The 14,392-nt window shown below is 64.0% G+C and carries 13 protein-coding genes; 6 read left to right on the top strand and 7 right to left on the bottom strand.

Annotated features, from left to right (window positions below):
* Positions 1-110: 110 nt before the first annotated feature.
* The 7 genes from QLH51_RS01060 to QLH51_RS01030 all read right to left on the bottom strand — a co-directional run bounded on the left by QLH51_RS01060 (position 111) and on the right by QLH51_RS01030 (position 8,945).
* Positions 111-605, bottom strand: coding sequence for a hypothetical protein (locus QLH51_RS01060; RefSeq protein WP_125653818.1), 495 nt, complete (start codon positions 603-605; stop codon positions 111-113).
* A gap of 105 nt (positions 606-710) precedes the next feature.
* A complete protein-coding gene (locus QLH51_RS01055; protein WP_125653816.1) occupies positions 711-1,346 on the bottom strand; it encodes a hypothetical protein in 636 nt (211 codons plus the stop codon).
* Positions 1,346-1,882 carry a hypothetical protein gene (locus tag QLH51_RS01050; RefSeq protein ID WP_125653814.1) on the bottom strand — a complete coding sequence of 179 codons (537 nt, stop codon included), beginning with the start codon at positions 1,880-1,882 and terminating at the stop codon, positions 1,346-1,348. Before QLH51_RS01050 ends, QLH51_RS01055 begins: the two co-directional genes overlap by 1 nt.
* A gap of 200 nt (positions 1,883-2,082) precedes the next feature.
* Positions 2,083-2,508, bottom strand: coding sequence for a hypothetical protein (locus tag QLH51_RS01045; protein WP_125653812.1), 426 nt, complete (start codon positions 2,506-2,508; stop codon positions 2,083-2,085).
* Positions 2,505-2,960, bottom strand: coding sequence for a hypothetical protein (locus QLH51_RS01040; RefSeq protein ID WP_125653810.1), 456 nt, complete (start codon positions 2,958-2,960; stop codon positions 2,505-2,507). Before QLH51_RS01040 ends, QLH51_RS01045 begins: the two co-directional genes overlap by 4 nt.
* A 786-nt stretch (positions 2,961-3,746) precedes the next feature.
* A complete protein-coding gene (locus QLH51_RS01035) occupies positions 3,747-5,774 on the bottom strand; it encodes a S8 family serine peptidase (RefSeq protein ID WP_125653808.1) in 2,028 nt (675 codons plus the stop codon).
* A gap of 900 nt (positions 5,775-6,674) precedes the next feature.
* Positions 6,675-8,945 (bottom strand): hypothetical protein, encoded by a 2,271-nt coding sequence (locus QLH51_RS01030; RefSeq protein WP_125653806.1) that lies wholly within the window; start codon positions 8,943-8,945, stop codon positions 6,675-6,677.
* Between the two features lie 223 nt (positions 8,946-9,168).
* Here QLH51_RS01030 and QLH51_RS01025 point away from each other — a divergent pair, with 223 nt between their 5' ends.
* The 6 genes from QLH51_RS01025 to QLH51_RS01000 all read left to right on the top strand — a co-directional run bounded on the left by QLH51_RS01025 (position 9,169) and on the right by QLH51_RS01000 (position 14,310).
* Positions 9,169-9,831 (top strand): hypothetical protein, encoded by a 663-nt coding sequence (locus QLH51_RS01025; RefSeq protein WP_125653804.1) that lies wholly within the window; start codon positions 9,169-9,171, stop codon positions 9,829-9,831.
* A gap of 1 nt (position 9,832) precedes the next feature.
* On the top strand, positions 9,833-10,036 hold the full coding sequence (locus QLH51_RS01020; protein WP_125653802.1) for a hypothetical protein: 204 nt from the start codon (positions 9,833-9,835) through the stop codon (positions 10,034-10,036).
* Positions 10,033-11,391, top strand: a complete 1,359-nt coding sequence (locus QLH51_RS01015) for a hypothetical protein (RefSeq protein ID WP_125653800.1) — start codon at positions 10,033-10,035, stop codon at positions 11,389-11,391. Before QLH51_RS01020 ends, QLH51_RS01015 begins: the two co-directional genes overlap by 4 nt.
* A gap of 413 nt (positions 11,392-11,804) precedes the next feature.
* Positions 11,805-12,881, top strand: coding sequence for a hypothetical protein (locus tag QLH51_RS01010; RefSeq protein ID WP_125653798.1), 1,077 nt, complete (start codon positions 11,805-11,807; stop codon positions 12,879-12,881).
* Positions 12,882-12,979: 98 nt separating this feature from the next.
* Positions 12,980-13,222: a hypothetical protein gene (locus QLH51_RS01005; RefSeq protein ID WP_125653796.1), complete on the top strand. Its 243-nt coding sequence runs from the start codon at positions 12,980-12,982 to the stop codon at positions 13,220-13,222.
* Positions 13,223-13,581: 359 nt separating this feature from the next.
* Positions 13,582-14,310, top strand: a complete 729-nt coding sequence (locus QLH51_RS01000) for an AAA family ATPase (protein WP_125653794.1) — start codon at positions 13,582-13,584, stop codon at positions 14,308-14,310.
* The last annotated feature ends 82 nt before the right edge of the window (positions 14,311-14,392 follow it).

Below are 14,392 nucleotides of genomic sequence, written 5' to 3'. Positions count from 1 at the left end.
CGAATTTGTGAGGTCGTCCGCTTTATAGGTAGAGAGGTTCTGTCACCGGGATGTTGAGCCGTCATGATCGGTCGAGGCGATGATCGACCGACCGTGTCAGCCGGTTTGGATCAGGCTGCCAGCGGCCGGGTCCGGACGGCGGCGCGATCGGTGAAGATTGCGTCGCGAGCGACCAGCTTGGCGAGCCGCGCCTCGGCGCGGGCGATGCCCTCGTCACGGTCGGCCGGCTGGTGGGCCAGTTGGATCAGTTCGCCCGGCGCCAGCCGGTATGCTTTGCGGATACCCGCCTGCGGCAGAATGATTGCTCGCGATCCGCCCCGGCTCAAATACAGGCGGCAGTCGGTCTGCAGGTGGCAAATGCCGTCGCGAACGGCGCACAGCGTGATGCCGGTCAGCTGATAGCCGTCTTCGCCATCGGCGAAATCCAGATAGATCAGATCGTTGCCGCTGCTGTGCGCGATGGCACCGATACGCAGCCGCCCTTCGGCTCCGCCCATTTCGCCGGCGAGGATCGCCGCGCCGGGCTTCATCGCGCGGCTGCCGACCAGCATCTGGGCGACGGCCTCGGTGTGGCGGCGGATGATCGCGGTCTTGTCGGTCGTCATTATCGTCTTCTCCATTTTCATCCCCGGATCGGGGAGCATCCTCCTTCCTTGGTCTCTTGCCCCCGGCAGGCGGGCGGGACCGCTGCGGATCCCGCCCTCAGGGAGTCAGCCGTCGCGGTAGCGTGGCACCCAGATGTCGTAGAAACCCTCCCATTCCTGCTGGAATCGCGCCTGCGCGGTTTTGGCGACAAGATCGGGGTGCACCTCGCCCCAGCCCGAGGAGCGATGGACGCGCGCCATGCAGACGACATGGGCGTGAGGCCGGCGAGCGGACAGTTCGTCACCTGGCATATGCACGACAATCATGCTGGTCAGTCGGCGTTGCAGCGCCAGCTTTTTCAGTGTGTACATTCCGACCAGCGAAAGGATGTCGGCAGGTTGCCAGCTATGCGGAAATCTCATGGTCAGCACGACCGCCAGCAATTTCTGATGCGCTTTCGCTCTGGCGTCATACCCGTGGAAGATTTCTTCCAGCGCGCCAGCCGGGACCGCGACACCGGGCGCGGTGACGATGCGGTGCATCGTGCAGGTGATCGGCCACAGGCCATCTGCCAGCCAATCCGTATCAGCCGGCTTGCTCGGTTGCAGCTTGGCGCGGGCCAGATCGGCGACGCTGTTCCGCTTTCCCTTCGCACTCTTGCGCAGCAGGGCGAAGCCGAAATCCGGCGTCGAGCCGAGCGGGTCGTCGTACACCATGTCGTCGGCATCCGACGGGCTGATCCAGGGCAGCGGCTTGCTCATCAGCGATCCGCCCAGACGGCGGCAAGGAAAGCATCGGCCCTCGCCAGCCCCGGCATCAGATCACAACCTCCGTCAGCGGCGGACAGCCGTGCCGGCATCATCGGGCGCAGGCGCCCGGGGGAAAGGCGGAAGACCGCCGCACTCTCGTCCGGCTCCGCCGGGTCAGGCACCAGCCAACCCTCGTTGCTGCGCGACAGCCACAGCCTTTTCGCGTGATGCCAGACGGTACCGTGGCGCTGCCACTCGCCGACCGCACAATAAACGGTTCGATGTCCGGCGCTCGACGCTTTCACTACCAGCGCATCGCACCGGGCGATGCGGGTGCCGCGCTCGACGGTGTCGAGATCCCCGCGTGACGGCTCGATCGACGGCACCAGCAGCAACTCGGCGGCGGCGATGTGCAGGTAATTCCGAAAGGGCGGCGGGATGATCGGCACCGACCGGTCGATCTGCCAACCGCCGCGCTCGGCGATGGCGAGCGCGGCGGATAGCGCGCGCGCCTTTGCGAGCTCGCGCTCTCGATTTACGATGTACATGGAAGACCTTGATTTTGCCCGGGAACGGCGGGCTGCTCGCCGGCCCCGCACCATCATTTCGCCTCTACGGCACAGCCGCAGGCACTTCCCAAATCATCCCCGGCCGGGCCGGCCGGTCTACCTTCGCCTTCGCGATGAAGGCGCATCGTCATTCGACCGAATGCAGGAAAAGGTTGGTCAAACCTTCGTGATCATCAGGATTACGAGCCGCAGATCATCGATCCGCGCAGCCGGATCGTCACGTTGCGACGGGTGATGATCAGCACCGCGTCGGTAGTGACCGTTTCGTAACCCATCGCCCGAATCCGGGCGGTATCCACGACTCGCATGGTCAGGTCATCGGCCCGCCAAGCGTCATGGGTGAACGGGAAAAGGGGCTTTGCATCGCGTCGTGGTTTTAGGATGACGATGCGACCGCCGACTTTGGTCATCGCCGTGTTACCGGCAGCGACGAATTGGATCGGTCCGCCCCGACGCGGCGACCAGTAGCAACCGGTCCCGTCGAGTTTGGCCGACCGCCAGTCGGCCATCGTCGTTGCCTCCAGCACGACCGGTCGAGGTGCGGCAGCCACTGTGACGGTGGGTATCAATGCCGCGACTATGCGCAGCGTCAGCCGATACCTCATGCGTCCACCTCAATGATGCTGCGCTCGCCCATGATCCGGTGCGAGCGGGCGACCTGCGCGCCCAGTGCCCGCTGCACCAGCCAGAAAAGGGTGGCGGTCGCCGCCTGCGGCCATTCCCCCGCTAGCCAGCGGTCGATACGGAACTGGGCTGCAACAAGGCCGATGGCGAAAGCGATGCCAGCCCACCACATCGCCAGCCGTGCGGCGAGATAGACGCCGTCGACGATCCATAGCCGGAAGCGCGACGCCGCCGGATTCCAGATCGCCCAACCGAACAACACCAGCGGTGCTGCTGCGCCGCCGCCGTAGGCGATCGCCGGGTCGAGGTTCGCCGCCACCAGACGATAGGCGAGGAACGCGACCCCGCCCAGCAGCAGCGCTGCGCCCGCCGCGCGGAAGAACCCGATCCGCCCGAGCACATCGCCGAGGATCATGCCGATGAGGTAGGGCATGTGCCGCTCCGCTTAAAAATGAGGTGCCGACCGCGCCGAGCCGGGCAGTCACCGCCCGGTCGACCAGCGCGCGGGCTTCACGGTCCGCCGCGCTGCTTGGCGACAGCGTCAGGTGCATCCCGGTCGAGTCCACCTCGAGCGACATCGTCTCGCCGTCCTTGCCCTGCGGTGCGATCAGTACCCGTTGGCGCGGGCCATAGATCGACGGGCCGTAGCGAGCGATCACCTCAGCGCGAATTTGCTCGTGACTGCGGCCAGCTTGCGGCGCCCGATATTGGACCAGACCAACCCGGCCACCGTCCGGCGTCGGGGTGATATTGAGCGAGACGCTCTCTTCGCCCTTGTCGGCGCTATAGCTATACACGCCGGATCTTGCGGAGTTCGGCGGCATCTGATCGCGCCGTCGGGCAACCGCGTCCGCTACGACCTCTGCCCAGCTGTCGCCAGGATTGGCACGCACTGTCCAACCCGTCCGCTGCAGCAGCGCCACTGCGTCGGCCGTCTTCATGCCGGGGCGGATGCCGGCAATGTCGAGCGTCTTGGCCGGCTTGGGTGCCGTCTTCACCGGCTGTGCCACGCTCGGTACGCTGACCGTACCGCCTATCACCAGCAACATCATTGTCGGGATCGCCATCGTTCTGATCATCGTCATCTTCCTCGTTCGTTGGATGCGCGACATCGTTCGCCGGGAAGCCGTGCCGACGTCGCAAATTTTAGTGGTCTTCGACTTGGTCGCCGACTGGCGGCGTCAGCCCGCAGGCGGGGCGCGTGCGGCGAGGTGGCAGGTCATCGCAGCACCAGCGTCACGTATCCCGCCGTGTCGGTCGCACCTGCGACATGGCCGGCATCGAAAGCGCGGGCGATGCCGAAGCGCAGCGACGACATCGGCGACAGTGCCGCCGACCAGCCGAGCTCCACATCCAGTTCACGCGCTTTTGGCACCAGATCGACCCTCGCCATTTGGGTTGCCAGCGCCCCCGACATCAGGTCGTAGGTCACCGGTACCAGCATAGTGGCGCGCGCGCGTTCAACACGAAGGGGTGAGGACAGACCGAGCGTCGCCATACCACCGAGCAGACCGCGCGAGCCTTCGACCGCGAAGGCAGTGCTAAACACTGGCTCGTCGAAGCGCATCAGGGCAGATCCGCCTGAAACGCGGGTGGTAGCAGCCGTCGACCGCACCGAAAGCGCCACCCCGGCAATGGTGCGTCGCATCGTCAGCGTCGCGATTGTCGTCGTGGCACCCGCCAGCCCGAGGTCTAGGCCGCCGCTCATTCCCAGCGCCCGGCCATGCTCGGCAAGGTTGGTCAGCTCCATGCCGATCCCAAGTGGCGTCGTCACCGCGATAGTGCGCTGCCCGGTACGACGATCACGCGAGATGCCTGACGCGAACGACGCCGACCAGCCCCCGCTGGCCCAACTCGATGACATGCCGACCGGTGTCGCACCGATCCCGCGCAACGGTGCTCCGGCAAGGGAGGCACTTTGGCCGATCGCCACGTTCGCGCCCAGCGTGACCGTCTGCCCCGGTACCGGATAAAAAGAGGCAAAAGCCGGACGGTTTGATCGCGCGCCCTGCCAGTAACCGGTAGTCGTGGCCGGCGATACGAAGCCGAACCTTGCGTCGGTGGTACTGGGCATCAGCCAAGGCGGATCGACCGGCGTCAGCATCGCACCGGCCAAAAGGCCAGAACTCTGCGCACGGATGCCGGATGTACCCGTCATTTGGAAGTTGCGGCCATAACGGTCGAGGACTGTCATACCAGCAACCTTCTCGCCCAACGCCGCCGCACCGGCGGCACCGCCGAACGGACCCGATACGCTGAGCGACGAATAACGCGCCAGTACGGACTGTGCGGCAGCGAAGGAGCTGGCCGGTGCCTGTGCCTGCATCGCCTTCTCGACATTGAGCAGGCCAGCGCCGAATTTTTCGTCGACACCTGCCGCACCAAGATCGGTAGCAGTGTCGAGCAGGATGCGGCTGATTTCCTTGCCGCCCAGTTGCGGCCAATATTGCTTGAGCAGCGCCGCCGCACCGGCGATCGCAGGAGCGGCGAAGCTGTTGCCAGTCACCGTGGTAGCTTCGCCGTCCTTGCCAACGGCCGCCACATCCGCCGCGACCACGGCGAGCATACGGTCCGCGAGCGGCCCCGGCGTGCCGTTACCCGAGGGCGGCTGTAGGTTTTTGTCGACGCGAATGCCGAACAGGAACCAGTCTTTGTTGGCCAGATCGCTGCCGACCATGGTCTCCGCAATCTGTCCGCTGAAACTGTTATCGTCGACGAAGTTGGAAACGGACTGGACCACCAGCTTGTTCTGCGTCCGCACCAGATCCATCGCCGCCCGCTGGTCGATCGCGGCCTGACCTGTGGAAGAGCCGTTAAGGCTCATCGAGATGACGAACGCGCCCTTGTTCACCGCGTAGGTAACTGCCGGACCAATCAGGGCGGAATTCGGTCCGCCGCCCTGTGGCACGGGCCCCGACGTCTCCGTGACGTTCGTCATGTCGGGGCCGGCGATCTTGAGCGCCAGCAGCGTCGCGTCAGGCGCCACACCCTGCATGCCGCGACCGTCACGAGCGGCGAGCGCGATGGCTGCGGTCTCCGTACCATGGCCATCGACGTCCTTCAGATCGAACCGCACCGTCTCGGCCGGGCAGGTCCGGCAGCGGGCAATCTTCTGATCGAAGCTGGTGCTGTCCGGCGAAATCCGGCCAGCAAATTCCGATCCGGTTGTATCGATGCCGGTATCGACGATGGCAATCGTCACGCCCTTGCCGGTGATGCCTTTGTCATAGGCATAGGTGGCCTTCATCGCCGCAACGCCGGCCGATGCCTTGTACTCTACACTGTCCGCTGCCGTCGGCGGCGGTGTGGGCGCTGGCGTAGGTGTGGGAGCCGGCGCCCCGGTCGGGGGCGCGTTGCTGCCGGGCGAATTGACGCCACCGCCCCCACCGCATGCAGCCAGCAGCATCGTTGCGGTTACCACCGCCGTATTTCTGATAATGGTCGACCGCTTGTCCCGGCCCTTTTTCATCGCACCCACGACCGAACCCCCGTTCGCGTCGGTGCCGACAGGCTTTCCCAGCCGGCGGCACCGCCCCACATTGACGAGGCGGTGCCGGCCCGTGAGCCGGAGATTGACAACCTGCGGTAAGACAGGCGCGAGCGTCTTTAGGCCCCGAAGAGCCCTGGACATGCACGCCCGCTCCCCGGCCGAAACTGGTTCGGGCCGGGCATACGGCTACTTACCGACGAGGTTGTCACGCCTCGGTCCGCCTGCTGGCGAACAGGCCGACTCTATCCCGAGCAGGTTAACAATCTCAAGCGACGATCGTAGCGCCAGACGTGATCGCAAACAAAATGGTCGGCCAAGATCACCGTTCGTGTTCAGCCTTTTGCGAGGCAACCCGTGTCCTGTCCTCATCGCCCCCCATCAGTCGAGCGGGTATAGGCCTGGTGTATCGGACTCGCAGCGCATCAAAGGGCCGATCGTCCGTGCAGCGGATGGCTTTACTGTGTAGCGCAGCCACCATTCGATTGGCCGGAGCATGTTGGCGAGCAGTCGGACGCGGTTGTGGCGCGGACCGATCAAAAAAGAAGGGCATCGCAAGGCTTTCGGCAACAGGATCACCGCCCGGTCGGGTGGGATCATGCTGCCCGTGCTTTCTCTCGCGAAGCAGGTTCGCGTTGCTGCCGCGCCTTTTCGGGCGTCTTACCGCCCGTGATCGTCACGGCCTTGGCCGGACACCGTCCCGTCACTTGTATCGGCGCGTCCCTTCGGCCAAGCCGGCGGGCGTGCCCCATACTGGGCAGTATCCTCCGCTTGCTCCCACAATCCTCGCCTGGTCCCTGGGTCACGGTGACCCGGGGCTTGTCCGGACGTTAAGGTCGCCGCGATGCCTGTGGTATCGGTCAGGCGATCGGCTGGTGCGCCTCGCACTTCGAGATGAACCGGGCCTCCTCGCCGAACGTCATCCCGCCGAAGGTCTGGCAGAACGCCCGCGGCGTCTCGCGGTCGATCATCCACACCGACTGCGCGCAGGACGCGCAAGCCGGCCAGCCCTGCCGGGGATCGGATACCGGCGCGTCGGTGAGGAAGCGCTTGATCATGGGTTCTGTCATGTCGTTTACGTCCGGGCTCGTTGCTGAGCCGACCGTTTTGGCCGAGGCCCACTGCTGCGGTCGTCAACTCACCCAAGCTAATCGATGCATTCGCAATCTCGCGGGCGAACAGGTCAGCCAGTGCTTCCTGCACGCGTGGATCGGCCATGTGCTGGGCCAATACCTTTCTTTCGGTGATGGGCAGAACCGCTATGTCGGCCACGAACAGTCCGTTGGCGTCGCGCCGTATCGCCTTGGCCTTGCGCTTCAGTGAAGCCAGAGCCTTGTCGACCATAGCCAGCGCGATCGTCTGCGCAGCCTGTTCGGCCTTCGCCAACTCGGCATATGCCGTTGCAGCACTACGAATAGCAGCCGCGGGGTCAGAGTCGCCGGCGGCCGTCACTGTATTGTTATTCTCGGTTGCCGTGTCGGAAATAAGCTCTTCCATCACCGGCATTCGCTGCCGGGCTTGTGTGACGTCGGTATGGATCTGCTGGATAGTCTCGTCCGCGTGCATAGCGATGGCGTCCAGGCGTTTGATGGTGCCAGCACGATCATCGATACGGGTAATCCCACTTATCGACACTGGGATATCCGTCGCCGCTAAGTGGCGACGAGCTTGCACTTCGCGCCGCGCCGACTCTAGGTGGAGATCAGCATTCGCCGTTGAACGACCAACGATGTCATAGGCGCGATCGAGCGCCTCTCTGACCTTGCCGAGACGTTCTGTGGGCGTGATGATCTCCACGGCGTCGTGGCCAAGTGCGATGGACGCCGCGGCAAGATGGCGCATCACCTTCCGGCGTGCCGCATCCAGTCGGTCCGCGACATCGAGCAGCGTCTGCCGCACCCATCGCGTATGGGCCTGCAATGCCACCAAGCGTGCGTGACAATCCTCAAGCGCGGCCAACCGCCGCGCCAACGCGGTTTCCTGCTGCCCGACCTTGCCGCGTTCCGGCGGCGCCATACCGCGCTCGCGGTTGGACAATGGCGTGTAGCGCTTGGCAATACCGGCTTCCCGCAACGTCTGGTTGATTGCGACCACCACGGCGCAACGGCGCTGCATGATCCCGGCCGGCGTATTGATCTCGGTCCGCTTGGCGGTGGCGAAATCCCATTCATAGGGCGCGATCCGCTGGCACGGCCGCATCGAGTAGACCAAGTGCAAGTGGAAATTGCGCTGGTCGCCTGCCGCATCGGGCAAGTGGATCCCGATGGTATAGGCCAGCCCCAACGTTTCCAGCCGGTGACAGATGCGCTCGGCTGCCCGCCGCCGTTGCACGGCAGTCAGTTCGGCCGGCAACGCGATGACCTCGACGATGTAGACGGTGGCATTGGCACGGTCGTGCTTTTCCAGCGCCTCCGACGCGCGATAATGGGCAACGAGTTCGTTGCGGTCGGCGGCGATGTTCGACCACCAGCCCAGTTCCCCATCCTCCAGCGCATCTTCGCGAACCGAATAGAGTGCGGCGCGCTCCGCCTCACCGGCACGCCATCGCCGTCCCTTCTTCGACCCGAAGCCGCGCGGGGTGAAGGAATAGTGGATCGCGTGGCGACCATCGGGACCACGGGCGTCGGTCAGTCCCGTCGTCCCCTTCAGCATCTGCTCGACGCCACGCGTAAACAACCGGCGCGGCGTGCGTGATCCCGTCCGTGGGCGGTCGGCGTCAGCGACCCTGATCCGCAGGCGTCGCTTCAGGAACGCGTCTGCCTCCTGGTCCGTGATCGCCTTGCGTCGACGTCGCACGCCTTCCGCGATCCGCTCGTCACGCTCGGCCGCGCGCTTCCGGCGACTCGACAGGTTCCGCGCGCTACGTGCATCGGCAAGCGCGGCGGAAACATCCGCCGATCGCGCCTTCAACACCGCATAGTCGATCGTCACCCGCCTTGCCCTTCGTGTCGGATGAGGGGGTGGGCGCGTCGTTTGTCTGCCTCTGGCAGAACAAACCTTTATCGCGCACCACCCCCTCTACCTCCCACCTTCTGACACCGTTCTGCCTTTGGGTGCCTCCACCGACCCTGGGCAAAAGTCGGATGGTGGCTTGGTCGTTTTACCGGGGGTGGGTTGAGGCGCGCAGCGCGTCGGCTCGGCATCGCTTGCGGGCATGGACCCAGTCACCACCACCCCTTCTGATCGGTTGCAGGCGATCGCCGACGACCTTGCGGCGACCGAGCAAAGGATCGCCGACACGCTCGCCATCGTCGCCGAAAGCGCCGCTGAGCTTCGGCGTCAGTACCGCGCGGCGGACAAGCGGCGTGGCGGCCCCGGCTCGGCTGACGCTCGCAAATATGCGCTCGGCTCCACCCTCGTCATGGTGGGGCTGGACGGCATCAGCGACACCGCGCTCCTCGGGCTGTTCGCACATCCAGAGCGTATGGCGCGCTGGATGACCACCGCCATTGCGGCAGGCGCGGGACCGATGATCGGTGACATCATCAGCTCGATCTTCGCTGATCCCACTCGGCTGGCCTGGTGCGATCAGTGGGGGCGTATCCTGCAGTGGCGCCGCCGCAAGGCTCTCTACGACCAGGAGGTCGAGCGCTTCCTCAAGACCGGGCCAATCGATCCGAAGGCATCGTGGCGGACCCAGCCGATCAGCATTGGCCAAGCTGGGCTCGTCGCCACCCTTTGCGAGCTTCTCGCCGTGCCGGGCCCCGATCTCAAGAACCGCGGCGAGGCCTTCGAATGGCTCCGCCTGCACAATGGCAACCCGACTTACTGGTGCGAGCCTTCGCTCCCACCCAACCTGGAGGACGACAATGGATGACATGACCACGATCGACGCGGGTATCGCCGCGTACAAGCGGCTCACCGAGGAGTATGACGAGGCGGTCGCGCGTTTCGATGCCGAATTCAACGCGGGCGGCACCGGCTATGAGGCCTTCGCGAACATGGCCGCACTCAGCGAAAAGCTCGCCCAGGCAGCCGTCGCATTGAAGGGCCGTATCGACGCGGCGCAGCGTGCCCTGTGAAGCCGACCTATCGCAATCACCTCGAGGCTAACGGCCGCAAGACCGATGCGCCGAGCCTGCTCGGCGGCGTGCTGGCAAGCGACGGCGATCTCGTCGGCTTGGTCCGCGACATGCACGCACGGATCTATTCCGGTGGCGTCGCCCAGGACCGGTTCGACCGCCTCCTTTTCAGCCCGTCGACCACCGACATTCGCACGCTGCCGCCTGCAATCCTCGATGCCAAGGAAGCATTGGTCCCGCTGGACCTCATCCCGACGACCCAGGACGATCTCGAGCACTTTCTGAAGCGCATGATGGTAGCGACGGGGCTAGAGTTCGAACCCCATGAACTGGTCGGAGATTGGTTCGGAGATGGGTCGCCCGGACGCGCCTTCGACGACCACGTCAAGCGGCTTTGGCAGCTGAGTGCCGAGAAGCCCGGTCTTTACACTGCGCTGGTCGGCGGGCGTTTCGGGTCTGTCGTCCGTCATCTCCAGCAGAGCCACGCGGTGACCGACGCGACGAAGCGCCTGCGCGACCTGCTGGTTGGGCAAGCGCTGATCTGGTGCGCCCATGACGTCCAACTGGTCAGTGCACGGCTGACCAAGACGCCGGACTATGGCTTTCTGCTTCCGGGCAACCGCTCACTCGAGGGTTCGCTCAACGACCTGCGCGATCGCCGGGTCGCGCTCGACACGGTGATCGACCTGTTCTTCGGTTCGGGCGAATGGCGCAATCACGAGATTGAGCCAGCCTGGTCGGGCGTCAACATGTCGCTCACCCAGCACACCGATCCCATCATCCGACGCACCGCCAAGCATGTCGGACGGGCTGATCAGAATGTTGAAACCAGACTGTCGCCGACCGATGTCGCCGCCATGATGCAGCGGATCGCGGCGCAGCTTCGCGCCGATCCGTTCCTGGCCCGTACGGCAACGCCCCGAACCGGCAATGTCGAGGCCAAGGCCTATGCCATCGAGTGGTATGGCTTGCCGCGATTGGCCGCCATGAGCGTCGCCATCCGCCGCCTGATCCAGGCCGAGCAGCAGCTGCCCGCCATGATCGATGCAGTGATCGCCGGAAAGGCGTCACCTGCGATGACGATCCTGCGGCCGTTGCCCACCTATTGCCGCGCCAAGCTGCGCCGCTTGTCTGTCGCGCGACAGGTTGGACTGCTCGCCTTCTATCGCCGCACCGTTTTGGCCGATGGCAATCGCAACTCTACGAATCCGTGGAAGGCCATCGAGGCGTCCCGAGACTTTCTGCGCAAGCGAGGACTGCGCGGTTCGGGCGATCATCACGGTCCGGCAGGCGACTCGCGCCGGGCCTTCTACCTTCTCGACGTCATACCCGAGCATAGGGTTGCGATTGGCTGACAGGCTTTGCAGGTTCCGATTGGCAAGAAGATCCAGTTCCGGCCATATCGTGGCCAGTTTTCAGCGCTTCAGCTTCTGCCATACGTTTATGTTGGCAACGGAGGAGGTGCTAAGCGCTGGCTCCAGCCCGCTGCCCGGCTGCCGTTCGCGAAAAGGATATTAAACGCACACCCCGCCTCCGATAAGGGCTGATCCAGCCACCGCGTGGCACTGGAAGAAAACCAGAGGTGCAATGACGACCGATCCGGCCTGGCTGAAGTCGATGGCGAATGGCGCGCTGAGCGAGGCGCGCGTGCGCGCACTGCTGCTCGAGCGGTTCACTGTGCTCCACCCGTTCAGTCGACACTAACGGCGCGGACTTCCTGGTCGAGCTCAGGGGCGGCGGCCGGTTCAGCGACGAGCTCGCGCCGCGGTTGGGCATCGTCCAGGCGAAGTTTGCGCAGGACGACGCAACCTCGCACGACATCGCGCCTGCCTACGCGACGGATGACGGCACACCTATCGAAGAGTTCTTCGTGCTGGTCACCGTCGGCAACGAGGACTCGATTACGTACCACCTGCTGACGGGATCGGACGTGAGCGCCCTGCCGCGCGTCCGGCGGAAGGGGAAGGAGATGCACGTCCTCTCCGCCAAGGACCGAAAGCCATTCCGCGAGCGGAAGGTGTCCGGCATCCTGGACCGCATCGAGCGCAGCCTGCAGAGCCGCACCGAGGCCCAGAACGAGCGCTTCCTGCGGTCTGTCAACTTTCCGGACTTCGAGCTCAGGCGCGGGGCCTTGGCGGCGACCTGGCTTCTGCCGATCCCCAATGAGCACGGCTACATACCAGACATAGTCTACCGGCTCCGGGTCGAGCTGCGGAGCCAGTTGTACGCCTTTGACAGCATCGTCGACGCGATCAGCAGGCTGATCAAGGCCACCAACGCCACCGACTGCGTGACGGCACTCGACGACTTACTGGCCGACCGATCGGTGAAGGCGCAAGCGCCTGGAGCACGGATTCGCTTCGAGCTGTCGCGGGTTGAGGAGGAGCGGGCCCAGCTGGCGCAAGCCGTCCGCACGCACAGCGCGCGCACGAAGGCGCTGAGAAAAGCTAGGCTGATGGACACGTTCCTGGAAGTCGCAGCCGCGATACTGCAGGCCCACCTCGACTTCATCGACGCGCATGACGAGCCGGAATTGGTGCGCATCGACGGGACGACGCAGCGGCTCTCTGACAAGCATGCTCTCACGCGGGTCACCCACGATCCGGTGACGGGGGTGCCGACAGGAGCCACAACGACGCTGGTTCCCGCCGGCACGGTGATAGTGGCCGCTCCCCACACGTTAGAGCGAAGCCGTGAACTCTGTCGGTTCGGCTTTGAAGGCGGGGCCACTACTTGGCGGGAGCTCGACAGGCTGCTGCATGAGCTGATGGCCGATCACTACCGACTGCTATTTCCGGCGGAGGTCGTGGGCACTCCCGTCCTTCCCGTCATCATGGCCGAATGAGCAACCGCGGGTCAGGTCGCGATTGTCTACCGGCATCATTGCCGCCTCAAGACCTATCCCTATCTTGGCAGGATTGCCATTAGGCTTGGAGGCCAGTCATGATTACCGCGATGATGCAATCTATCCACGATATGCCGGACGATCGTAAGGACGGCCGCCTTCTGTACGTCAGCGACGGCGTTCGTCATTATCTTGCGCGCTGGTCGCCTGGACGCGAGCCGTCCGGCGGTCGGTTCTGGTGCTATGATGGCGGACCGTGCGATCTTTACCTATCTCCTATGCATTACTGGGCGGATGTCATCGAAGGCGTTGAGCTTGTTTCTAACGATGTCCATCAGTAGCGCGGCAATGGAAGCAAAATGACGGAAGAACGGCAACGCTGACCCATATGCAGACCCTCAGAGTGATGTCGTCGCTTCCGACAACCGGACGTTCGTTCATTGTAGGCTGACGGCTTATATGTGCCCTGTGCAGGCGCAAATAGTCGGTGATCGCACGTCTGCTTGGTACCAGCCTCTGATGCTCCGTCGCGGAAGGACGCACGTCGGGTATCTCTCGCGCGGGCTCAGTAGCGCAATGCAGCATCCGCCGGTGCAGGCCATCAGCGGCGAAACCGATGGTCGGGACGCTCTTGGCTGCAACGAAATACATGATAATCAAGTGACTTTCGCGGCTGGGGCTGCCGCAGCAGGGGGCATAAATGAGCGTAACCATCCACCAAATTCACATCGAGAATTTTCGCTCCATTCAGCGCCTAACTATACCTGCGGACAGACTCTCCGTCTTTGTGGGCAAGAACGATAGCGGTAAGTCGAACATCCTCCGAGCCCTTAATCTATTCTTCAACGACGTGACGAACCCTGGCAAGCCTTTTAACTTTGAGGACGACTACAACCTATTTGTGCCTGAGCGAGCCAAGACGGCGAAGGAGGTAGTCGTTCGTCTCGAGCTCAATATACCCGCCTCGTACCACTCAACAAATGGCGAGATCGTCGCTTGGGAGAAGCGCTGGCGAAGTGGCGGACTGCACCTAGACCGTTACTGGGGTTATCGCCTATCGACAAACCGCCGCGGGCGGGAAATTCGGACGCATGTCGACATACCGGAAAGGTCAAATGCGCACGGCCTGCTCAGGCAAATCGAATTTGAATATGTGCCCGCTATTAAGGATTCGAGCTACTTCGATGACCTCCGCGGACGAATCTACAGCATCATCGCCGAAGTCGCGACGCGGACCTTCCGGACCTCCAGCACCGCGTTTGAGGACTCTATCGGAGAGCATTTGGCCGATCTAACCACGGGTATCGGCAACAGTCTCGGCTTCGAAACCCGCCTTGCGCTGCCGCGTGATCTCAGCCACATCTTCCAACGGCTCGATTTCCTGAGAGCCCAACCGGAAATTAGGTTGAGCGATTTCAGCCAGTTGTGATTCACCGAGGGTTGCGAAGACCACGGGGATCATATGGGCTGGACCGAAACCGCTCGCCGCGAGCATGACAGAAGAAGGCTGC

Origin of the sequence: Sphingomonas sp. 2R-10 (assembly GCF_030062225.1) — a bacterium.
Classification (GTDB): domain Bacteria; phylum Pseudomonadota; class Alphaproteobacteria; order Sphingomonadales; family Sphingomonadaceae; genus Sphingomonas.
This window is presented reverse-complemented; position numbering and strand designations above follow the sequence as displayed.

Bases quoted from the DNA above. Each gene is read 5' to 3' on its own strand.
- QLH51_RS01040 (WP_125653810.1), bottom strand. From the start codon at position 2,960: ATGCCCTACCTCATCGGCATGATCCTCGGCGATGTGCTCGGGCGGATC.
- QLH51_RS01020 (WP_125653802.1), top strand. From the start codon at position 9,833: ATGACCACGATCGACGCGGGTATCGCCGCGTACAAGCGGCTCACCGAG.
- QLH51_RS01060 (WP_125653818.1), bottom strand. From the start codon at position 605: ATGACGACCGACAAGACCGCGATCATCCGCCGCCACACCGAGGCCGTC.
- QLH51_RS01000 (WP_125653794.1), top strand. From the start codon at position 13,582: ATGAGCGTAACCATCCACCAAATTCACATCGAGAATTTTCGCTCCATT.
- QLH51_RS01005 (WP_125653796.1), top strand. From the start codon at position 12,980: ATGATTACCGCGATGATGCAATCTATCCACGATATGCCGGACGATCGT.
- QLH51_RS01035 (WP_125653808.1), bottom strand. From the start codon at position 5,774: ATGAAGGCCACCTATGCCTATGACAAAGGCATCACCGGCAAGGGCGTG.
- QLH51_RS01045 (WP_125653812.1), bottom strand. From the start codon at position 2,508: ATGAGGTATCGGCTGACGCTGCGCATAGTCGCGGCATTGATACCCACC.
- QLH51_RS01050 (WP_125653814.1), bottom strand. From the start codon at position 1,882: ATGTACATCGTAAATCGAGAGCGCGAGCTCGCAAAGGCGCGCGCGCTA.
- QLH51_RS01025 (WP_125653804.1), top strand. From the start codon at position 9,169: ATGGACCCAGTCACCACCACCCCTTCTGATCGGTTGCAGGCGATCGCC.
- QLH51_RS01055 (WP_125653816.1), bottom strand. From the start codon at position 1,346: ATGAGCAAGCCGCTGCCCTGGATCAGCCCGTCGGATGCCGACGACATG.